At 40.0% G+C, this 21959-nt stretch carries 24 protein-coding genes and 1 tRNA gene; 7 read left to right on the top strand and 18 right to left on the bottom strand.

The features are described 5' to 3' along the window. Positions 1-2 precede the first annotated feature (2 nt). From pstC to ASC42_RS06000, 6 genes are all read right to left on the bottom strand, one after another. Positions 3-953, bottom strand: coding sequence for a phosphate ABC transporter permease subunit PstC (gene pstC, locus ASC42_RS05975; RefSeq protein ID WP_055440980.1), 951 nt, complete (start codon positions 951-953; stop codon positions 3-5). A gap of 77 nt (positions 954-1030) precedes the next feature. Continuing rightward, positions 1031-1993: a PstS family phosphate ABC transporter substrate-binding protein gene (locus ASC42_RS05980; RefSeq protein WP_055440981.1), complete on the bottom strand. Its 963-nt coding sequence runs from the start codon at positions 1991-1993 to the stop codon at positions 1031-1033. A gap of 115 nt (positions 1994-2108) precedes the next feature. Continuing rightward, positions 2109-4262, bottom strand: a complete 2154-nt coding sequence (locus ASC42_RS05985) for a peptidoglycan D,D-transpeptidase FtsI family protein (protein WP_055440982.1) — start codon at positions 4260-4262, stop codon at positions 2109-2111. A 61-nt stretch (positions 4263-4323) separates the two neighbouring features. Further along, positions 4324-5538 (bottom strand): MFS transporter, encoded by a 1215-nt coding sequence (locus tag ASC42_RS05990; protein WP_055440983.1) that lies wholly within the window; start codon positions 5536-5538, stop codon positions 4324-4326. Between the two features lie 91 nt (positions 5539-5629). Next, a complete protein-coding gene (sodA, locus tag ASC42_RS05995) occupies positions 5630-6238 on the bottom strand; it encodes a superoxide dismutase SodA (protein ID WP_055440984.1) in 609 nt (202 codons plus the stop codon). A 167-nt stretch (positions 6239-6405) separates the two neighbouring features. After that, a tRNA-Ile gene (locus ASC42_RS06000) sits at positions 6406-6479 on the bottom strand. Positions 6480-6608: 129 nt separating this feature from the next. On the opposite strand from ASC42_RS06000, the gene ASC42_RS06005 reads away from it, so the two are divergent. Further along, positions 6609-7382, top strand: coding sequence for a DUF1189 domain-containing protein (locus ASC42_RS06005; RefSeq protein WP_055440985.1), 774 nt, complete (start codon positions 6609-6611; stop codon positions 7380-7382). Positions 7383-7394: 12 nt separating this feature from the next. Here ASC42_RS06005 and ASC42_RS06010 read toward each other — a convergent pair whose 3' ends face one another. Beyond that, on the bottom strand, positions 7395-9137 hold the full coding sequence (locus ASC42_RS06010; RefSeq protein ID WP_055440986.1) for a methyl-accepting chemotaxis protein: 1743 nt from the start codon (positions 9135-9137) through the stop codon (positions 7395-7397). A gap of 162 nt (positions 9138-9299) precedes the next feature. Between ASC42_RS06010 and ASC42_RS06015 the strand changes: the two genes are divergently transcribed. Together ASC42_RS06015 and ispG are read left to right on the top strand one after the other, a co-directional pair. Further along, positions 9300-9611: a LysM peptidoglycan-binding domain-containing protein gene (locus ASC42_RS06015; protein ID WP_032100066.1), complete on the top strand. Its 312-nt coding sequence runs from the start codon at positions 9300-9302 to the stop codon at positions 9609-9611. Between the two features lie 79 nt (positions 9612-9690). Further along, positions 9691-10785 (top strand): flavodoxin-dependent (E)-4-hydroxy-3-methylbut-2-enyl-diphosphate synthase, encoded by a 1095-nt coding sequence (gene ispG, locus ASC42_RS06020; protein WP_055440987.1) that lies wholly within the window; start codon positions 9691-9693, stop codon positions 10783-10785. Positions 10786-10807: 22 nt separating this feature from the next. Here ispG and ASC42_RS06025 read toward each other — a convergent pair whose 3' ends face one another. Further along, positions 10808-11146, bottom strand: coding sequence for a hypothetical protein (locus ASC42_RS06025; RefSeq protein WP_055440988.1), 339 nt, complete (start codon positions 11144-11146; stop codon positions 10808-10810). 130 nt (positions 11147-11276) lie between these two features. Between ASC42_RS06025 and ASC42_RS06030 the strand changes: the two genes are divergently transcribed. Next, positions 11277-11852, top strand: a complete 576-nt coding sequence (locus ASC42_RS06030) for a hypothetical protein (RefSeq protein WP_055440989.1) — start codon at positions 11277-11279, stop codon at positions 11850-11852. A 2-nt stretch (positions 11853-11854) separates the two neighbouring features. Here ASC42_RS06030 and ASC42_RS06035 read toward each other — a convergent pair whose 3' ends face one another. Genes ASC42_RS06035 through ASC42_RS06050 form a run of 4 tightly spaced genes read right to left on the bottom strand, consistent with a single transcriptional unit; the run spans position 11855 to position 14842 of the window. Further along, on the bottom strand, positions 11855-12280 hold the full coding sequence (locus ASC42_RS06035) for a Fur family transcriptional regulator (protein ID WP_032100070.1): 426 nt from the start codon (positions 12278-12280) through the stop codon (positions 11855-11857). Positions 12281-12286: 6 nt separating this feature from the next. Continuing rightward, complete coding sequence (locus ASC42_RS06040) at positions 12287-13120, bottom strand: metal ABC transporter permease (protein WP_055440990.1); 834 nt, start codon at positions 13118-13120, stop codon at positions 12287-12289. Positions 13121-13134: 14 nt separating this feature from the next. Further along, a complete protein-coding gene (locus tag ASC42_RS06045; protein WP_055440991.1) occupies positions 13135-13890 on the bottom strand; it encodes a metal ABC transporter ATP-binding protein in 756 nt (251 codons plus the stop codon). 58 nt (positions 13891-13948) lie between these two features. Further along, positions 13949-14842 (bottom strand): YitT family protein, encoded by an 894-nt coding sequence (locus ASC42_RS06050; RefSeq protein ID WP_055440992.1) that lies wholly within the window; start codon positions 14840-14842, stop codon positions 13949-13951. A gap of 66 nt (positions 14843-14908) precedes the next feature. Here ASC42_RS06050 and ASC42_RS06055 point away from each other — a divergent pair, with 66 nt between their 5' ends. Next, entirely contained in the window at positions 14909-15163 is a 255-nt protein-coding gene (locus ASC42_RS06055; protein WP_055440993.1) for a DUF2624 domain-containing protein, read from the top strand. A gap of 23 nt (positions 15164-15186) precedes the next feature. On the opposite strand, the gene ASC42_RS06060 is transcribed toward ASC42_RS06055, so the two are convergent. Continuing rightward, a complete protein-coding gene (locus ASC42_RS06060) occupies positions 15187-16074 on the bottom strand; it encodes a deoxyribonuclease IV (protein WP_055440994.1) in 888 nt (295 codons plus the stop codon). A 13-nt stretch (positions 16075-16087) separates the two neighbouring features. Then, positions 16088-17368 carry a DEAD/DEAH box helicase gene (locus tag ASC42_RS06065; protein WP_055440995.1) on the bottom strand — a complete coding sequence of 427 codons (1281 nt, stop codon included), beginning with the start codon at positions 17366-17368 and terminating at the stop codon, positions 16088-16090. Between the two features lie 167 nt (positions 17369-17535). On the opposite strand from ASC42_RS06065, the gene vrrA reads away from it, so the two are divergent. Both vrrA and ASC42_RS06075 read left to right on the top strand, forming a co-directional pair. Next, positions 17536-17994, top strand: coding sequence for a VrrA/YqfQ family protein (vrrA, locus tag ASC42_RS06070; protein WP_055440996.1), 459 nt, complete (start codon positions 17536-17538; stop codon positions 17992-17994). Between the two features lie 68 nt (positions 17995-18062). Continuing rightward, positions 18063-19010, top strand: a complete 948-nt coding sequence (locus ASC42_RS06075) for a 4-hydroxy-3-methylbut-2-enyl diphosphate reductase (protein WP_055440997.1) — start codon at positions 18063-18065, stop codon at positions 19008-19010. Positions 19011-19024: 14 nt separating this feature from the next. Here the strand turns inward: ASC42_RS06075 and ASC42_RS06080 are convergent, their stop codons facing one another. From ASC42_RS06080 to ASC42_RS06095, 4 genes are all read right to left on the bottom strand, one after another. After that, a complete protein-coding gene (locus ASC42_RS06080; RefSeq protein ID WP_055440998.1) occupies positions 19025-20143 on the bottom strand; it encodes a Nif3-like dinuclear metal center hexameric protein in 1119 nt (372 codons plus the stop codon). Beyond that, positions 20140-20844, bottom strand: a complete 705-nt coding sequence (locus ASC42_RS06085; protein ID WP_055440999.1) for a tRNA (adenine(22)-N(1))-methyltransferase — start codon at positions 20842-20844, stop codon at positions 20140-20142. Before ASC42_RS06085 ends, ASC42_RS06080 begins: the two co-directional genes overlap by 4 nt. A gap of 91 nt (positions 20845-20935) precedes the next feature. Further along, positions 20936-21298, bottom strand: a complete 363-nt coding sequence (gene cccA, locus ASC42_RS06090) for a cytochrome c550 (protein ID WP_055441000.1) — start codon at positions 21296-21298, stop codon at positions 20936-20938. A gap of 110 nt (positions 21299-21408) precedes the next feature. Continuing rightward, on the bottom strand, positions 21409-21945 hold the full coding sequence (locus tag ASC42_RS06095) for a hypothetical protein (protein WP_055441001.1): 537 nt from the start codon (positions 21943-21945) through the stop codon (positions 21409-21411). Positions 21946-21959 lie beyond the last annotated feature (14 nt).

Raw genomic sequence — 21959 nt, forward strand, 5'->3', positions numbered from 1 at the left:
GATTAATACTCCTCCCTAAAGCGACGAGAAATGTATTGTGCGAGTAAGTTCATGGCTAATGTAAACAAAAACAGCGTCATACCGACCGCATAAATACTGTAATAAACCGTCGTGCCGTATCCAGCATCCCCTGTTGTTACTTGGACAATATATGCCGTTAACGTTTGAATCGACTTCGTTACATCAAACGTAAAGACAGGAGATGAACCACCCGCTACTGCTACAATCATCGTTTCGCCGACAGCACGAGAAATTGCCAGCATAAATGACGCCGCAATACCTGACGTCGCTGCAGGAAGGACGACTTTTAGAGCTACTTCTAACTTTGTTGAACCGAGACCAAGCGCTCCTTCACGAATGGAGTTTGGCACGGAACTCATCGCATCTTCAGATAAAGAAGCAACCATCGGAATAATCATGATACCCATAACAAGCCCTGGACTTAACGCGTTAAAAATCCCTAAATTTGGAATGAATTTTTGCAAAAGAGGTGTAACAAACGTTAATGCGAAAAATCCGTATACAATCGTCGGAATGCCTGCCAACACTTCTAATATCGGTTTTAATATTTTTCGTGCTTTCTCAGACGCATACTCACTCAAGTAAATCGCTGAAGCTAAACCGATTGGAATCGCAACAACCATCGCAATCGCTGTTGTTAACAGCGTTCCTGTCACAAGCGGTGCCACACCAAACGAGCCTGTTTTTTCATCCCACGGAAGCCATTCTTTGCTCGTTAAAAATTCAACAATAGATACTCGTTCAAAGAAAATAAACGTTTCAAATAACAATGTAAATAAAATACCGATTGTCGTTAAAACAGAAATGGTTGCTGTCAATAGTAACAATTTTGGCATTAACCATTCAACAAACTGCTGTCCGCTTTGCTTTTTTTTATTCTCTTTAATCATGTCACGGACAGAATATGAACGATTCCCGTCTGTCATCGCCATAATATGAAAACCCCTTTCCAATTTCATGGCAAGATGAGAAGCAACGATGCCATCGCTTCTCATCTCTTTATGTCTTGTTATTTCAATTCTTCAAGCTTTTTCAATTGCTCATCGTACTTTTCTTTTGGAAGCGCTACGTAACCAACTTCTTCAGCAAACTCTGCACCGTTCTCTAGCAAAAATTTCGCAAAATCATACACTTGCGCTTTTTCTTTTAACGCTTTTACGCTCGCATACGTAAATAACGGACGAGATAATGGTGCATATTCACCGCTTTGGATCGTTTCATGTGTTGGCTCAACCGGACCATTTCCGTTATCAATTGGTACAGCTTTTAATTTATCTTTATTTTCAATGTAGTATGCGAATCCAAAGTAACCAAGCGCATTTTTATCTCCGGCAATCCCTTGAACAAGGACGTTATCATCTTCAGATAATTGTGCTGTTTTGTTCAACGGTTGTCCATCTAAAATAACTTCATCAAAGTAGTCAAACGTACCTGAGTCATGTCCTGGTGAGAATAATTTAATTTCTTCATTTGGCCATTCTGGACGAATATCTGACCACTTGACTTTGTCATCTCCGTTCACTGCACCAGATGTAAAAATTTTCTTTAACTCATCGACTGTTAAATAATCAACCCAATCGTTATCTTTATGCACTAAAACGGAAAGACCATCGAATGCAATTTGAAACTCTTCAAATTGAATGCCGTTTTGCTCAGCTGCTTTCTTTTCTTCTTCTTTAATTGGACGAGAAGCGTTTGAAAAGTCTGTTTCGCCTTTCGTAAACTTTTCAAATCCGCCACCTGTTCCGGACAAACCAACAGACACTTTCACATCTGGTTGTTCACCCGCATATGCTTCAGCGGCAGCCTCAACAATTGGATAAACAGTAGAAGATCCATCAACAACAACGTTACCACTTAATGCTTCGCCACCATCTTCACCGCCTTGTTGAGCGCCGCCACCACATGCTGTTGTAAATGCTAATACAGCGCTTGTCATTCCTGCGAGTGCAAACCATTTGTTTTTCTTCATCTTTTGATTTCCCCCTACTTTTTTTCAGTAATTTTTGCTTCACGAATTATAGAATAATGGACACGTATTAAATTCGTTTTAAACAAATGTTAAGCTTTTGTAAATTCGCTTTCTTCTATCTTTCCATTGTTTCCTCACCATTATTCAACGATTCAGTAGAAGATGGTTGTCCTAATTGGCGCTGTTTTTTTAATTCAAAATATGCATCTAAAATTTTTCTTCCGATGTAGTTATTGATCGGATAATGGTTTTTTGCATTTTGGTATACCCAAGGCACAACGACGGCAAACGCCACTTCTGGGTTGTTGTAAGGGGCAAACCCAACTAACGTCAAATTGTACGTTGGCGTCATCCGTCTTGATTTGATCGGTCCATCGTAAAACGCCTGTGCGGTTCCTGTTTTTCCTGCTGGATCATAAGGAGCATTTGCAAAAAAGGCACGCGCTGTTCCGTTTGAACCATGCATGACACGATAAAATCCTTCACGTACACGTTCAATGTACTCAGTTTTCATATCTACTCGGTTTAATACTTTCGGTTCAAACGAATAAATGACGTTTCCCATTTGATTTTTCTCGCTAATTGGCTCACGAATTTCTTTCACAACGTGCGGTTGAATGCGATATCCACCGTTAGCAATCGTTGAAACGTATTGTGCCATTTGAATTGGTGTATATACGTCAAACTGTCCAATAGCTAAGTCAAGCAAGTGTCCTGGAAGCGTACTTTGTCCAGGCCATCCAATAATTTCTCCAGGTAAATCAATCCCTGTTTTCACTCCTAAACCGAACTGATTAAAGTATCGTCGCATAATCGAAAATGCTTCTTTTTTAATCGGTAGCGCTTGATGTGGACGATACGTAGAGCCAGCAATCGCAATTGCCGTCTTAAACATGTAAACGTTCGACGACATTTCAAGTGCTTTTAAATCGTTCATCGGTCCTGGGCGAATACCGCTATGCGACTTTTTCGTCGGTGTTCCTTTAATATATAACGGTTCATCAATGAGTACCGTACCGGGATGGATAACACCGGTTTGAAACCCTGTTAATACAGTAGCTCCCTTTACTGCTGAACCCATCGCATACGCTGATGTAATCGTTCCAAGAGCATAATCTTTTAATACTACTTTCCCATTTTCATCACGTGTGTACCGTTTTCCGGCTAACGATAAAATTTCTCCCGTATTCGGATCCATCATCACGACAAAAGCACGATCGAGCAATTCCGTTCCACCGCGACGTTTCATTGTCATTAATTCTTCTTCAATAATTTTCTCGACACGTTGTTGTAATTCCATATCGATCGTTAATACAATGTCTTTGCCTCGTTGTCCTTGTGACATTTCAATCGTTTCAATAATATTTCCTGCTTTATCGGTCACATTTTTAATTTTTGCCTTTTGCCCGCGCAACACATCTTCATATTGAGCTTCAATGTAACTTTTTCCTACACGATCATTTCGGTTATAATCGCGCGCCAAATAATAATCAAGCTTTTCACGTGGCAATCCTTCTTCTGACGATGTAATATTTCCGAGCACTGTACGAAATGTATCGCCAAATGCATAATGACGATTCCAATCTGTTGTGACATCTACACCAGGCAGTTCTTCTAAATGTTCGCTAACAACCGCATACTCTTCATCCGTTACGCCGTTATTTTTAATCATTTGTGGTGTCAAAGCGTATCCGCTATTCATTTCCCGAAAAATAGCAACAACTTCAAGTTCCTTTTCCTTAATCATTTTTACATCTTCTTCTGTAATACGTTCAAGTTGCAGCCGATAAATATCTTTATCTTTTAACTTTTTAGCGCGAAACTGTTTCCATTCTTTTTCTGTAATTTTTTCTTTTGCTTTTTCCTCATTCGTTAAAATCCAATAGTCTTTTATGTCCCGTTCTGTTACACGATCCGTCGGCTTTTCAATGTATATCGCTAACTTTTTCGCTACTTCAATCATTTCAGAAGGTTTTGTTGTCTGCGTACGCGTATACGTAATTGCATGAAGAGGTTCATTGTCAACAACAACTTGATAGTTTCGGTCATAAATTTTCCCACGTGGCGCCGGTGTATTGACAGTGACGTTTTCCGTACGCTCTACTTCCTTGCGATATTGCTCACCGTAAACGATTTGAATCACACCTAATCGTAAAATAAGTGCAGAAAATAGTAAAAAAACAGCAAAAAACAATACATTTAATCGAAATGGCAACTGCGTTCGTTTTTTCTTTTTCTTTGCCTTTTGAGCTTGTTGTATTTGCTTCAAAACGAGCGAGCACCTCCTTTACTTGCTCCTTCCTCATTGTAAAAGAAACGCTCGCAAATTTCTACATTGAAAGTTGAATACGTCGAACAAAAAAATAAATAATGAAATGACCTGTCCCAACAATTAACATTAATGATGGAATGGCTTCTTTTGCGTCAAATAGCGTAATGGTTAATAAAAACAATAACACAGACGTTGCACGTCCACCGTTCAAAAACAATTCCCGCATGACAATATATTCAATTCGCCACTCTTTCGCCTGATTGCTTTGTCCAATCACGTCAAACGTAAGCGACAAATATGGAACAAGTAAAATCGGATAGCCGATCGCAATAAGTGCCCCATATATCATCAGCTTTGTGTACGATAAATCAAAAACGAGTAAAAAGACAGAGGCATATAACAATAAGCCACCAAATAAAATAGCGCGCAACCGCCATTGTCGTTTTATATATTTAGACGCAAACGAGTACGTCATAAACGAAACAATCGCGTTAATCAATCCAAATACACCAAGCGCTTTTTCTGTTCCGGTCGCCATAAATAAAAAAATGGAAACAATAAACACAAACGTTCCTTCCCGAAACCCTTGAAAAAAATGGGCATTCGTAATCATTCTCCAGTTTTTATTTTTCTTTCTTTCATCATACACGGGGCGAAGCGCAAAGCGTCCTGACGAGCCTCGCCGATGTAAAAAAAAGCTAAGTATAACAGCAACAAGAAACAAACACAAGGAAGCTAAAAAAATCGCCATATATCCGGTAAACTTCTCACTTGAAGCAATAACCCAGCCTGCTAGCGGTGGGCCAATCATTCCAGCCACAGACGTCATCGCTCCAAGCAATCCATTAAATAAATCACGTGTGCTCGGTTCAGTAATTTCAAATGTTAATACGTTAAATGCGAGCCAATAAAAGCCGTAACCAACACCGAGCAACCCGCCAAGTAAAAACAAATGGTTCATCGCTTTATTTCCGCTAAATAATACAACTAAAAAAAAGAGAGCTAAAAACGTAACGCCCATGCGTAAAACGATGACGCGATCAATCTTTTTTGCAATTTGCCCAGCAACAATAAACGCCAATGGCTGCCATGTAACGATCGCTAAATTGTACACACCTAGAGCATGAAAACTGTTCACTTTTTTCCAAACATATACGTTCACAAACGTATTCGACAAAGCGATGCTTAAAGAATACAATCCACCAATCGCCAACAAAAGAAACAATTGTCGATGCGCGCGAATGTGCGCGATGATCCGTTTCCATCTGTTCATAAGCAAACTTCCTTTCTTGACAAGTAGTTTGCCTACTCTTTTATAGCGATATACAAAAAGAGCCCGACAAAATTTGTCGAGCTCTTCATCATTATTTTGCCGCCGCGTAACGTTTCGCTACTTCATCCCAGTTGACAACATTCCAAAATGCTGAAATATAATCTGGACGGCGGTTTTGATATTTTAAGTAATATGCATGCTCCCATACGTCTAATCCTAAAATTGGTGTTTTACCTTCCATTAATGGTGTATCTTGGTTCGGTGTGCTTGTTACTTCAAGTTGGCCGTTATGGACGACAAGCCATGCCCAACCCGAACCGAAGCGCGTAGCGGCAGCTTTTGAAAATTCTTCTTTAAACTTTTCGAAGCTACCGAATGTGTTGTTAATCGCTTCAGCTAATTCGCCTGTTGGTTCACCGCCACCATTTGGTGAAAGAATAGTCCAAAAGAGCGAATGGTTTGCATGCCCGCCTCCGTTGTTACGAACAGCTGTACGGATGTTTTCTGGTACTGCGTCTAAATGGGCCATTAACTCTTCAATTGTTTTGTTTTGCAATTCTGGATGCCCTTCAAGCGCTGCGTTTAAGTTTGTTACATACGCGTTATGATGTTTTGTGTGATGAATGTTCATTGTTTCCTTATCAATATGTGGTTCTAACGCGTCGTAAGCATAAGGCAATTGTGGTAATTCAAATGCCATACTTCATTCCTCCTCATTTATTATGTAATTGTTCACAAATGAAACCGATAAATTATATTTAGAAACAGAAAAGTTTCATAAGTGAACCTACTTTAAGAGTACCAAAATAAAACGAATGTTTCAAATTATTTGCAAAAAAACCTCGCTAATTTACTTAGCGAGGCAAATGGACCCTGCAGGACTCGAACCTGCGACCAGACGGTTATGAGCCGTCCGCTCTAACCAGCTGAGCTAAGGGTCCGCTATATCCGATGGTAATTTTATCAAAAAAGATACATATCGTCAATACATGTTACACTTGAAACAAAATGGTTGTGTAGCGAACATAAAAAGAAGTAGAATGAGAAATGATGATGCGTAAAGGATGTGAATGATGATGTGGAAACGATTATTACAAAGTCTTTATTCTCCTGTACATATTGCTCGCTTTCGCTTTCATCCGATCGGAAAGGCGATTAGTTACGTGTTCTTTTTATCGCTTATTGCGACGTTGCCGATTGCTATTTACTTTACGATAAGTATAAACAAAATGATTGGCTCAACGCATCAACTATTGACCGAAGAACTTCCTCCTTTTGAAGTCGTTGATGGCATATTGATAGCTAATGAAGAAGAACCAATTGAGATTATACGTCCTGACGTGACGATGTTATTGGATAGCACAGGTGCACTAACAACAGATGATGTAGCACGCTATACAAATGCAGTGGCGTTTTTAAAAGAAGAATTTGCACTTGTGGCAAATGGACACGTTCAATCATATCCGTATAGTGTCATGCAAGTGGAGCGTTTTACAAACAAAGATGTATATGAATTTACGAGCACGCTACAATCGTTACTCCCTATCGTCATTGCGCTATCGTTTTTTGTTTTATACTTTTTCACATGTACGAGCAAATTTCTTTACGTTACCGTCCTAGCATTTATCGGTCTTATTTTTCGCGGCACGTTAAATAAACGTGGCTCATATCGCCACATGTGGAGCCTTTCCGCTTACTCCATCACCCTAGCAACGATCTTTTTTACCGTTATGGAAGCATTACAAATTGTCGTTCCATACGCTGTCGCGTTAGATTGGTTCGTTTCTATCACCATTTTGTTTGTTTCCATTAAAGAACTTCCTTCTGTGAAAGAAGCAGGCTGATGAGCCTGCTTCTCACAATTTAAATGCTGTAGTTAGTGTAGATAGCGATTGAGATAATTCGTTTAATCGTTCACCAACACGATACAGGTCGTTCATTTGCTTTGTTTGATCATACGAGACCGACATCATTTCTTCCGCGCTTGCTAACGTTTGTTGAGCAACCGAAGCAAACGCCACTGTGACTGTTTCGATCATAGGCAATAATTGCTGAAACTGCTCTAATTCACTTTCCATTTGTGCCACGTTGCGATTGACACGCTGAATCTCTTTTAATAAATGGTCAAACGAACGCTTCGCTTCATTTGCAGAAGCCAACTGATGCTGTAAATGCGTCACCATCCCTTGAAACTGGTTAGTCGCATGAATCGATACTTCTTCCATCGCAAAAATGGATGACGTAATTTCTTCCGTTGCTTTTGAAGCATGTTCCGCAAGTTTTCTCACTTCTGTAGCGACAACTGCAAATCCTTTTCCTGCTTCACCAGCGCGAGCGGCTTCAATAGTTGCATTGAGCGCCAACAACTTCGTTTGCTCGGCAATTTGACGAATGACATCGACAACTTTTGTAATTGACATAGAATGATGTTTCACACTTTGAATCGTATCATTTACTTCTTTAAATTGCTCAGCAAATGAATGAATATCAGCAATTAAATGCGCCAGTCGCTTTTCTCCACCTTTCGATGATTCATTCATATCGGTCGCACTTGCTGAAATGTTTTGTACACTTGCTAACACATGTTGCATCCTCTTTTTCATCTCATCCACGTGATGAATGCTTTCATCTGAAGCATTTGCCGTTTCTTCTGCTCCTTGCCTTACAGTTGTAATAGCTGATATGAGTTGATCGTTTGATTCAATGACATGTTCAGAGACGTGCTCTAAGTCCCCTCCTGTGATAGCTAACTGTTTTGTTGTTTCGTTCATTTCACGAATGACCGTTTTCATGCTCGTCAACATCCGTTGAAAACTACGCGCAAGCGAATCGATCTCCGGCGTCGTCGAATACATATGTTCGTCAACCGTTAAATCTCCTCGCGATAATCGGCTCATTGCATGGCGAAGTTGAGCAATCGGCTTCGTTAATCCACTAACTAACCATCTAATCATAAGTGTTGCAACGATAACGCTAATTACAATGGCCATGAGTGTTAGATTGGCGAGTTGTTGAATAGGTTGCATAAACTGTTCATCAGGTACAGCTACAACGTATGTTCCTTTTAACTCTTGAATCGTTTTATACGCAAATGTATATGTACGTCTGTTCCACTCCAAATGCGACACACCATTTTTTTGCTTCGCAATCGTTTTTTGGATCGATGTCGGTACATGGAGTTTCTCATTCCGCTCAAATGTTTTGACTTTCTCATCTCGAATTAAAAATATATCTACACTTAGACCATCTTGCATAAGTTCTGCTTTTTGCTGTTTAATCGCAGAACGTAAACTTTTTTCAAATAGTTGTTCATTTCCTGCATGAATATACATAAGATTACGTGTCACTTCAAACATCATCGTCGCTTCTCTTTCCAGACGGTTTTCAATCGCTTTTACCGTCGCTTCTTTCGCTTGATGATAAGCAATCATCCCAACAATGCTCAACGAAGTAATTAAAACGCTAAAAAATAAAATGAATAAACGGTTTTGTAAACTAATTTTTAATAACCATTTTTTTACTTTCGGTGATAGCTGAGCATGAAATGTTCCTATATGCGTTTTTATATTTTTCAATGGCTGCTTCATTTGTGCACGCACGACACATCCCCCCTTCGACAAATACAGACAAAGAATACCAAAAAAATATAAATGTTACGTTAAGTGAATGTTAAGTGATGTAAAGGGAATGTAATTTTTACTCATATCTCATAGGGACAAGCCATATGAATAAAGAAAGAAGAAATATAGGTGGGAAATGGAATGAAAAACATGTTTATATTTCTTATCTTCATTGCTATATGTGCGATTGCTTACCATGATCTAACAGACGGAACGATTCATATGATTCGTTCGCAAACAACGGACAAACAAACGAACGATTTACCGTATCGTGAAGTAACCGTCCAACGCGGCGATACACTCCTGTCCATTATCGAGCGTGAAATAAATGGACAATTACCTGTGCCGATTGATAAACTCATCGCTGATTTTCAAGCATTAAATCCACATGTAAACGCCCATTCACTTCAAATTGGAAAAACATATCGCATTCCACAATATAAACGGAAATAGCAAAAACATTGTCAACAAATGAGAAACATTGCTACAATAAAAAATGATTTGATCAATACGTTAAAGGAGCGATTAGCGCGTGAGTGAAATCATTCATCGTTCAAAAACCCGTCCTGTTCGTGTAGGAAATATTACAATTGGCGGGAACAATGAAGTTGTCATTCAAAGTATGACGACAACAAAAACACATGATGTCGATGCAACTGTTGCCCAAATTCATCGACTTGAAGAAGCTGGATGCCAAATCGTTCGCGTTGCTTGCCCAGATGAAAGAGCAGCAGATGCGATTGCTGAAATAAAAAAGCGCATTAATATTCCACTCGTTGTTGATATTCATTTTGACTATCGCCTTGCTTTAAAAGCGATTGAAAACGGGGCCGATAAAATTCGCATTAACCCAGGAAACATCGGCAAGCGCGAAAAAGTCGAAGCTGTTGTCAAAGCCGCAAAAGAGCGTGGCGTACCGATTCGCATCGGGGTGAACGCCGGTTCGCTTGAAAAGCGCATTTTAGAAAAATACGGGTATCCTACTGCAGACGGAATGGTCGAAAGTGCTTTGCATCATATCCGTATTTTAGAAGACCTTGATTTTCAAGATATTATCGTGTCATTGAAAGCTTCCGATGTTCGTTTAGCGATTGAAGCATACGAAAAAGCGGCTCGCGCATTCGACTATCCGCTACACCTTGGCATTACAGAATCGGGTACGTTATTTGCGGGAACGGTAAAAAGTGCCGCCGGACTCGGCGCCATTTTAAGTAAAGGGATTGGTAACACGGTGCGTATATCCCTTAGCGCTGATCCTGTCGAAGAAGTAAAAGTGGCTCGCGAGTTGTTGAAAGCATTCGGTCTTGCTGCGAACGCTGCAACATTAATTTCTTGTCCAACATGCGGACGAATTGAAATTGACTTAATTAGCATTGCAAATGAAATTGAAGAGTATATTGCCCAAATTAAAGCACCAATTAAAGTAGCGGTTCTCGGCTGCGCAGTAAACGGACCTGGAGAAGCGCGTGAAGCTGACATTGGTATTGCAGGGGCTCGCGGAGAAGGATTATTGTTCCGACACGGAAAAATTGTCCGCAAAGTACCTGAAGAAACGATGGTCGAAGAATTGAAAAAAGAAATTGATAAATTAGCGGAAGAATATGCATTGAAAGGAAAGCAAAAATAAGAGGGGGGTATTCCCCTCTTATTTACAAAAATCGGACGAAAAAGCTTAAAATAATGGAAACAGCACCAATTCCAATCGCCCAAGCACCTAACGTTTCTGCTCCTCGACGGCGGGCGATAAATCCGAAAATAATGCCAGCTGCTCCCATAATGACTGGCATAAGAAAAAGGGAAACAACCGATAAAGCAAGCGCAAGCCACCCTACGCCACGACCGTTTTCTTCATGCCTTACCTCTCGATCAGAAAATCGAATCGGCTCAGCAATTTCACCTGCTGTTTCTTCCATAAAATCTTGCTCAATATTTGGGACTGTATCTATTCGTGTATTGTCATACGTTTGACGTTGACGTTCATGGTCCATGACAATTCCCTCGCTTTCGTAAAATGAGGAGCACTATTATTATGCAATAAGCGATACGTCATTATAGATGTTACTTTATGTCAATGTTATAATGGGCAAGAAACACCCATCATAGAAAGGATGAACAAACATGAGCAAGCAACGATTCGGCATCGATATTGACGGAACTGTTACATGTCCAAGCACATTTATCCCATACTTAAACAAGTCGTTCCAAAAAAATTTAACACTCGATGATATTACCGATTACGATTTAGTCCCTTTTTTAGATACGACGGAAGAAAAATTAAATGAATGGATGGAACGATATGAACCAATCATTTATAGTGAGGCCCCTCTGGCGAATGGAGCGTTAGAGGTCATTAATAGCTGGAAAGATGAGTATGAGCTATATTACATTAGTGCACGAGGTCGCCACTTATATGAAGTCACAGAAAAATGGTTTCAACAATACGGTGTTCATTATCATCATATTGAGCTGATCGGTTCGCACAATAAAATTGAAGCCGTAAAAAAATATAAAATCGACATTTTTTTTGAAGATAAATACGATAACGCTTGCGACATTGCGGAACAATGCCTCATTCCCGTCATTTTATTTGATACCCCGTACAATCGTGGTTCACTACCAGAAGGCGTCATTCGTGTGTACAATTGGCATGAGGCGAAACACCAAGTAGAAAAATTACTTACAACAACAAGCTGACATTACACGTCAGCTTGTTGTTGGCACATCGGGCACGTTCCGTACACTTCAAATTTATGTCCTGATATAGTGTATCCTTGTAAATCTTCCATTAATTCGTTCATCGGACAAGTCACAAGCTCTTTCGTTTTACCACACGACATGCAAATAAAATGATGATGGTGATGGTGCATATTACATGTAAACCGAAAGTGCTTTTCCCCAGATAGCTCCGTCATTTCTAAAATTCCGAGTTCAACAAATAGTGCCAAGTTGCGATAAACCGTATCAAAACTTAGTCCCGGATACCTCTCTTTCATCACATCCAGCACATCTTTTGCAGTTAAATATTTATCTGTTTTTGCGAACAACTCAAGCATTTCTTCGCGCTTTCCTGTATACTTAAATCCCTTCTCTTTCATTAACCGTAGCGCTTCAGAAACGTTCACGCTTTGTCATCCTCTCTTCCATTTTTTCCACATGATCGCCCCAATTAATATACAAACTGCTAATAAAACGATCGTTCCACCAGGAGCTAAATTCAAATAATAAGAAAGAAACAATCCGACAATAACTGCAAGCTCCCCGAATATAACCGACAACCATAGCGCTTGTTTAAATCCTTTCGCTATTCGAATGCTTGCAGCAACAGGAAGCGTCATGAGTGACGAAACAAGCAAAATGCCGACAATGCGCATCGACGCAGCAATGACAAGAGCTACTAACACAATGAAAACAAAATGGAGCGATTTTACTTTCACTCCCGATGCTTGCGCATATTCTTCGTCAAATGATAAAATAAACCACTCTTTATAAAACAGAAAAATGACAGTAAGCACGATGAAAAAGATGATGCTAATCGTCCATACGTCCGTCGTGCTGACTGCACTGATGCTTCCAAATAAATATGAAAACAAATCGGTATTAAAGCCATCCGCAAGTGAAATAAAAATGACACTTAAACCGATGCCTCCTGATAAAATGATCGGAATCGCTAATTCTTGATAATGCTTATATACCGTACGCAACTTTTCAATAAATAACGAACCTACAACAGAAAATGCCATCCCAATATAAATCGGGTTTAATGTCGCAAACGTTAAAAATTTTTTTTGTACAAGTAAGCTGGCTGCAATTCCCGCAAGTGTTACGTGGCTTAATGCATCAGCAATAAGCGATAGCCTTCTGACGACAATGAACACACCTAAAAGAGGGGCGATAAATCCGATCAATATACCAACAATAAACGCGTTTTGTAAAAACTCATATTGAAACAATGCCTCTAGCATATCCCCTCTCCTTTCTATGCGTGATCGTGAGCAAGTAAATGAAGATGATGCCCGTAAAACGATGCTAAATCTTCTGTTTTCAGCTGAGCAAACTGTTGCACACTGCCATGGAAATGTAAATGTTTGTTTAAACATGCGACATGTGTCACTTTTTCTGTAATCGTTCCAATATCGTGTGTCACAAGGAGTAATGTCATGCGATGTTGCTTATTTAACCGCTCAAGCATGTCGTAAAAACTTTGTACATGATGCACATCGACCCCGACAGTCGGTTCATCTAAAATTAAAAACTCCGGTTGCGACACGATGGCACGAGCGATAAATACACGCTGTTGTTGACCGCCCGAAAGTTCCCCGATATTACGACGAATAAACGGACCCATGCCAACCGCATCGATCGCTTCATATACCGATCTTTCATCACGTTTGTCTAATCGTCGAAATAAACCTAACTTTCCTGTTAAACCGCTTGCGACAACTTCATACACGGTCGCAGGAAATCCAGTATTAAAACTATTTGCTTTTTGAGATACAAAACCGATTTTATGCCAATCTTTAAACTGCTCAATTGGTGTGCCAAATAAAAAAATTTGGCCTGTTTGTGGTTTTAGCAACCGTAAAATACATTTTAACAATGTCGATTTTCCTGAGCCATTTGGCCCAACTAAACCGACGAACGCACCTTTTGGAATGTGAAAATTGATATGTTGCAATACATCTTCATCATCATATCGAAATGATACGTTCTCAACACGTAAAATATCGTCCATTGTTTGACCACCTTAATTCAAAATGATTCCGATTCATAGTATAGCGCATTTATTGTCATTAATGAATAGCAGACTTGAATTTCGCTCCGCGTACTTCTTGCGTATTCATAATGGTAATAAAAGCATTGGGATCAATTTCGTATACAATCGACTTCAGCTTTGTCACTTCTAAGCGAGTAACGACAGCATAAATGACTTCTTTTTGCTCGTCCGTATATCCGCCTTTCCCCATCAACTTCGTTGTCCCACGTCCGAGTCGATTTAAAATCGCATCTGATACTTCTTCATAACGGTCCGATACGATCCATACTGCTTTTGTTTCATCTAACCCTTGAATGACTGTATCAATTGTCTTGAAAGCGATATAATAAGTTAGAACAGAGTACATCGCCTGTTTCGGTCCGAATACAAACGCAGCCCAAGTAAAAATAAAAACGTTTGTAAACATAACAAATTCACCAACGGAAAACGGTAATTTTTTCGTCATTAAAATTCCTAAAATTTCTGTCCCATCTAGTGAGCCACCATGGCGAATGACAAGTCCCACGCCTGCACCAAGAATAGCCCCGCCAAACACTGTCGCTAAAATGGAATCTGTTGTAAATGGAGATACATGGTGAAATAACCGTTCCATAACAGCTAACACAACGATGGAATACAAGGAGGAAAGCATAAACGTTTTTCCGATTTGTTTATAACCAAAATACATAAATGGTGTATTCAACAAAATAACAAGTGTAGCAAAGTTCAACCATGTGTAATTTGGAAGAATGCGATCAAGAATAAGGGAAATACCAATTACCCCACCATCAATAATTTCATTTGGCACTAAAAACAGCTCAATGGATAACGCTGCGAGCGTTGCACCAATTGTCATCATTACAACACGATACAACAAATGACCAACCGTCTCTTTTTTATGTTGTCTTTTCACTCCAATCTCCCCTTTCATCTATTTCATTATATCATTGCACATCTTCCTTTTCTTGTTCATATCGTAAACAAGGAGGGATGTGACGTGAACGTATATCATAAAATCGTTCAACATAAAATGAAATCCATCACCGCAAACGAGTTAATGACGTATGCAAAAGAATATAACGTTTCGCTTTCTCCAAAAGATGCGGAAACGATTATTCAAATGATGCGCGAAAAGACGATTGATGTGTTTAATGAACAAGCAAGAAAAAACTGGATTCGCGAACTCGCCCATCGCACATCACCACAACTCGCTAAACAAGCCAATGATTTCATTCGCCAATTTATACAGTAAGAAGGCTGCCTAGAGACAGCCTTCTACTTAACCATTTTTTCGCGAACGTCCGGATCAAACTGTTGTGCACGCAACATGGCAATTTCAAATTTATATGGTGGCCTCGCAGATGCTTTCTCACCGACATATGGCGTTTCTAAAATCTTCGGCACATGCATAAGCTGCGGATGATGCACAATGTAATTTAATGCGTCAAAACCGATATGACCGAAACCGATATTTTCATGACGGTCTTTGCGGCTTCCACACGGATTTTTACTATCATTAATATGCAATACTTTGAGACGGTCAAGCCCAATGATGCGATCAAATTGCTCTAATACGCCGTCAAAATCATTCACAATATCGTACCCTGCATCGTGCGTATGACACGTATCAAAGCAGACAGACAACTTATCGTTATGTGTCACACCGTCAATGATTTTCGCTAACTCTTCAAAACGACTGCCACATTCCGATCCTTTTCCTGCCATCGTTTCTAACGCAACTTGTACTTGTTGGTCAGTTGTCATCACTTCATTTAATCCTTCAATAATTTTTTCAATTCCTGCTTCAATGCCTGCCCCAACGTGCGCTCCCGGATGAAGGACAAGCTGCTTGGCACCAATCGCTTCCGTTCGTTCAATTTCCGAACGTAAAAAAGAAACGCCTAGAGAAAATGTATCGGCATTCATTGTATTACCGATATTAATGATATACGGAGCATGTACGACGATTTCATCAATCCCATGTTCTTTCATATGGGCACGTCCTTTATCAATGTTTAGTTCTTCGATTGGTTTCCGTCTCGTGTTTTGTGGTGCTCCCGTATAAATCATAAACGTATTTGCCCCATACGATACCGCTTCTTTACTCGCAGCTAGCAGCATCTCTTTTCCGCTCATCGATACGTGTGAACCAATTTTTAACACACTCTTCTCTCCCTTATTTCTTTTTCGCTCTTTGTTTTTGTAATTGTTCTCGCAATTTTTTCTTATATCCCGGCTTTACTTTCTTTTGTTTTTTCGCTATTTTTTCAACGAGTTGTTTTACTTCATCAACTTTTTTCTCTTTTTTCCGTCCGTTCCATGCATCAAGTTCGATCCATTCGCCGTGGCGCAAATCACGATGGAGAAAATGAATGCCTTTCTTTTCTAACTTGACTAGCGCATGTTGATCTGATGACTCATAAATCGTTGCAGCAATGCCGGCATAACCTGCACGTCCTGTTCGACCAGTGCGATGAACATAAAAATCTACGTCTGACGGCAATTCATAGTTAATGACGTGGCTGACTCCCTCAATATCAATTCCACGCGCCGCTAAATCCGTTGCAACAATATATTGAAATTGCAAATCACGAATCGCTTTCATCATTTTTTTCCGTTCACGTGGCGTTAAATCTCCATGTAGCACGCCTACTTTTAATCCTTTATCAATTAAACCGTTTGCTACTTCGTCAGCTGCTTTTCTCGTATTTACAAACACGATAGCTAAATATGGGTTGTAGGCAACCAATATATCATGTAACAGTTGCAAACGATCACGATGACGAAACGGAATTAAAATGTGTTCAATCGTTGATGCTGCGACTTGTTTTGGTGCGATATGAATATGAGTCGGATTCTCCATATACTTTTTCAAAAACGGCTTTAACTTTTCTGGAATTGTTGCAGAAAAAACTAACATTTGTAAATCTTTAGGCATACGGCCTGCGATGCGATCAACATCTGCAATAAACCCCATATCGAGCATAACATCTGCTTCGTCAACGACGAGCATGCGGGCTGTATGGACAAATAACGCTTGTTCGCGAACGAGATCATCAATGCGCCCCGGTGTACCAATGACAAGATGAGGCTGTGTTTTCAGTTTTTCAATCGACCGTAACTTATCCGTTCCGCCAACAAAACATCGGGCTGTAATGCGGTGATCATTCGGACAAAATTTTACAATTTTTAATACCTCATGATAAATTTGTGTTGCCAATTCACGCGTTGGTGCAGTAATTACCGCTTGTACTTCGTCTACACGCGGATCAATACGCTGAATGATCGGCAATAAATAAGCATGTGTCTTCCCTGTTCCTGTTTGCGACTGGCCAATGACACTTTCGCCACGCAACACAGCAGGAATGACACGCTCTTGAATAGGTGTCGGCTTATGAAACTTTAAATGTTGAATCGCCTCTATAATAAACGGATGAAACGGAAAACGTTCAAACATCGTTTCTCATCCCCTTTCTCATTCAATAAAAAATAGACCAGTTACATATTATATACGAACATAAACCGTTCATTCAACTATATGAGCTTTCTTGCATATCGTAATATAGATGTAATATAGATAAAATGAGCAAAAAGCTTTACCATGTAAAGAAAGGAGGAACTTCATTGCGACGTCCATTTATGTTTCCACCTTCACGTCCACCGATGCCAATGTGGCAACAACCAATGATGCGACAAGCACAAGGAGGCATGTTTTCGCGATTGTTCGGTAGCCAACTTCCTACACAAGCATTTGGTGCTGGTGGAGCATTGCCGAGTATTGATTCAATGTTAACAAATGTACAAAAAATGTTAAACATGGTTCAAACGATTACACCGATGGTACAACAATACGGCCCACTCATTAAAAGCGTGCCATCGATGATGCGGATTTTTCGTGAACTAAAACAAACTGACAATACAAACGAAACAACTAAAACGTCAAATGAAATAAGTGCGGCAACAACCGAAAAACAAACTGAACAGCAGTCATCGAAAAAACAACGTCCTGTTCCAACAGCAAAAGAACGAAAACAAGAAAAAACGTATGAAAAAGGGAAATCCATTCCAAAACTATATATTTAACTTTTGTATGTTCGCTCCTTCTTTTATATAATGAATACGACAAACACGCCAAGAAGGAGCGATCCATTATGAAAGTCATTAAAATTACGCCACGCGGATATTGTTACGGAGTCGTTGATGCGATGGTTATCGCCCGCAACGCCGCGCTCGATCCGACGTTACCAAGACCGATCTACATTTTAGGCATGATCGTTCATAATAAACATGTAACCGATGCATTCGCTGAAGAAGGAATTATTACGCTTGACGGCCCGAATCGACTTGAAATTTTAGAAAGTATCGATCGTGGCACAGTCATTTTTACTGCCCACGGTGTTTCACCTGAGGTGAAACAGCGCGCAAAAGAGAAAGGGCTTGTTACAATTGATGCCACATGCCCAGATGTCACGAAAACACATGATTTAATTCGCGAAAAAGTAGCGAACGGCTATGAAGTCATTTACATCGGAAAAAAAGGACATCCTGAACCTGAAGGAGCAATTGGCGTTGCACCACATGCTGTTCATTTAATTGAAAAACTTGAAGATGTAGAACAACTGAATATTCAATCGAAACACATTATTGTGACAAACCAAACGACGATGAGTCAATGGGACGTGGCACATATTATGGAAAAAGTAAGAGAAAAATATCCGCATGTCGAAATGCACCGCGAAATTTGCTTAGCAACACAAGTACGGCAAGAAGCGGTTGCTGAACAAGCAAAAGAAGCGGATGTAACGATCGTTGTTGGTGATCCAAGAAGCAATAATTCCAATCGACTTGCACAAGTATCTGAAGAAATTGCCGGAACGAAGGCATATCGTGTTGCAGACGTGACTGAAATCGACATCGAATGGATTAAAGACGCCAAAAAAGTCGCAGTGACTGCCGGAGCATCTACACCAACACCTATTACAAAAGAAGTCATCGACTTTTTAGAACAGTTTGATCCGAAGAATCCTAAAACATGGAAACGGGAACGAAAAGTACCATTAACCAAGATTTTACCAAAAGTGAAAAAAAGAGGCGAATAAGCCTCTTTTTTATGTTATATGAACGTAAATGGCTCTGTATGCGTTTTTGACACGTATATATCAACATCGAATTTTTGTTGTGCACACATCGTTTTTAATACGTTCGCCACTCCTTCTTTCATCACCTTTTCGACATGATGCCCCGGGTCAACGACATTTAAACCGAGCATTAACGCATCATGTGCGACATGATAATATAAGTCACCTGTTACGTACACATCAGCACCGCTCATTTTTGCTTCGTGAATATATTTATTTCCGTCACCACCGATGACTGCAACTTTACGAACACGACTCGCCAATTCACCAACGACACGAACAGCCGGTACATGCAATGATGTTTTCACATGTTCCGCAAATTGTTGCAACGTCATCTCTTCGCTTAATGTCCCGATTCGTCCGAGCCCATATGTCATCCCCTTATTGTCAAGCGGATATACATCATACGCTACTTCTTCATACGGATGAGCTTGTAACATCGCTCGAATGACCTTTCGTTGCAAACGTGAAGGGACAATCGTTTCGATGCGTACTTCTTCTACTGTTTCTAACTTCCCTTGTTGACCGATAAACGGATTTGCTCCTTCTTCTGGTAAAAACATACCTATGCCTTCGCTATTGAACGTACAATGGCTATAATTTCCGATATGTCCAGCACCGGCATCGCCCATTGCTTTGCGCACCGCATCCGCATGTGTGCGTGGCACGTATACGACAAGCTTTTTCAACGGCTCTTCGTACGTTGGTACGAGAACATCAACATTTTGTAATTGCAGTGCCTCAGCGAGCCAGTCGTTCACCCCGCCCTTAGCGATATCTAAATTCGTGTGCGCAGCGTAAATAGCAATATTATGTTTGATACACTTTTCAATCATGCGACCATACGGCTGATCGGTAACAATATGTTTAAGCGGACGAAAGATCGGTGGATGATGCGCAATAATTAAATCAATTCCATGCGCAATTGCTTCATCGACAACATGTTCTAATACGTCTAACGTAATCATGATGCGCCGAATTGGCTTGTTTAACGTACCGATTTGTAAACCGATTTTATCCCCTTCCATCGCTAAATGTTTTGGAGCAAACTGTTCAAACAGTTGGATGATTTCATATCCGTTTGGGGTTTTCATCTGTTTAAAGCCTCCTCTACGATATGCAATGTTTCAACAAATTGTTGTTTCTTTTTCATTGCTTCTTCTGTTTTTGCATGTTTCAGTTGCTCGATGACATCCCGCCAATGTTTTATTTCTAGCGCCCATTTTTTTTCAAACACGTCATTTCGCTCTTTCAATAAAAACGGACCGAGCAACAATTCGACATGGAGCTGCGTATATGGCCGATAAGGATTGCCACGCTCCGCAACGAGCACTTCATAAATTTGCCCATCTTCTTCTAAAATGCGTTCGTCAATAAGTTCCCACTCGTTATTTAATAGCCATTGTCGTACGATATGTGCGCCGACATTGGGCTGTAAAATAAGACGTTTCACGTTTTCCAATTTTTCTTTTCCATTTTCCAAAATATTCGAAATAAGCGTTCCTCCCATTCCGGCTATTGTTATACAATCTACTTGATTGGGCATTACAACTTGTAGGCCGTCTCCTTTACGAACGGAAATGACGTGAGAAAGCCCACATTTTTCCACCTGTTGCTTTGCTGAGCGAAATGGCCCATCCGCTACCTCACCCGCAATCGCTTTTGTTATGTATCCATGCAAATATGCATAGCATGGCAAATAAGCATGGTCTGAACCGATGTCTGCTAGTACGCTTCCTTTTGGAATGAATGAGACAACTGTTTGTAATCGTTTAGATAGCTGTAATTCGTTCAATGATAGTCACCACACTTTTTTCTTCAGTTTATCATGTTTTGCAAAAAACGAAAAATCCCTTCACCGAGGTAAAGGGACTTTTCTACTTCGTTTATTTCAATTCAGCAAGCCATTTTGCCATCTCTTCTGCTTGATCCGCAGGGACTAGTCCAGCTGGCATGCTTCCACGACCGTTTACTAATACATCTTTAATTTGATCAACAGATAGACGGTCACCTACACCTTTTAACGCTGGACCAACACCACCTTCATAGTTCGCACCATGACATGCTACACAGCTTTTTTTGTAAATGTCTTCTGGACCCGTAGCAGCTGTTTCTTCTGTCTTCGCGCCGCCTTCTTTCTCTTTCGCCACTTCTTTCATATCCCCGAGACCTTTTACAGACAGAAAGAAAATGAGGCCGATTCCCATTACCATAATGAGTGCAAATGGGATCAATGGATTACGATTCATACTTTACCCTCCCTTATGTAATAAAGCATGTTTTTCAAAATGAAAACGTTACAAACAATTTTATTGTACTTTAAATTCCCATAAAGGAAAAGCCCTGTATGTAAATTTTTTTAAATGAAAAATGAAGAAAAAAGAAGGATGATGCCGACAACACCCGAAATGACGAAATACATGAGCGAAAAACGCCAACCGATCAATAGCCAAACAAAGCAATTACATATTACTGTGATTGCTAATGCGGTCGTACTTCCCGAAAAATAAACATCGCATGCACGAATGGAAAGAAGAAGAAGCGACAAAGCGCCTACAATTAGGGCGATATGGGTAAGCATTTTATGTTGTGCAAAAAAAAGCACGGTCATTAAACAAATTATTACAAAAAGTGACAAAATGAGCGTTTGCAAAACGAACGACAATTCAGTAAAATAAATGACAAGAAGGGCAAAAGGCAAAAAGATGCCGATCAAAATCATCGTAAAACGAACGGCCCATGTCGGAACTTGCTTCGTTGGTTGATCAACATCGTTGTTATGATTCCCTTCTGTATACAATGCAAGCAAAAAATCGCAATATTGCTCCGGCAACAATCGCGTTTGTTTCCAATATTTAATTTCGTTAATAATAATTTCTTTTCGTTTTTGTTCCATTGAATACGCATTCC

Origin of the sequence: Anoxybacillus suryakundensis, assembly GCF_001418025.1 — a bacterium.
Lineage (GTDB): Bacteria > Bacillota > Bacilli > Bacillales > Anoxybacillaceae > Anoxybacillus > Anoxybacillus tengchongensis.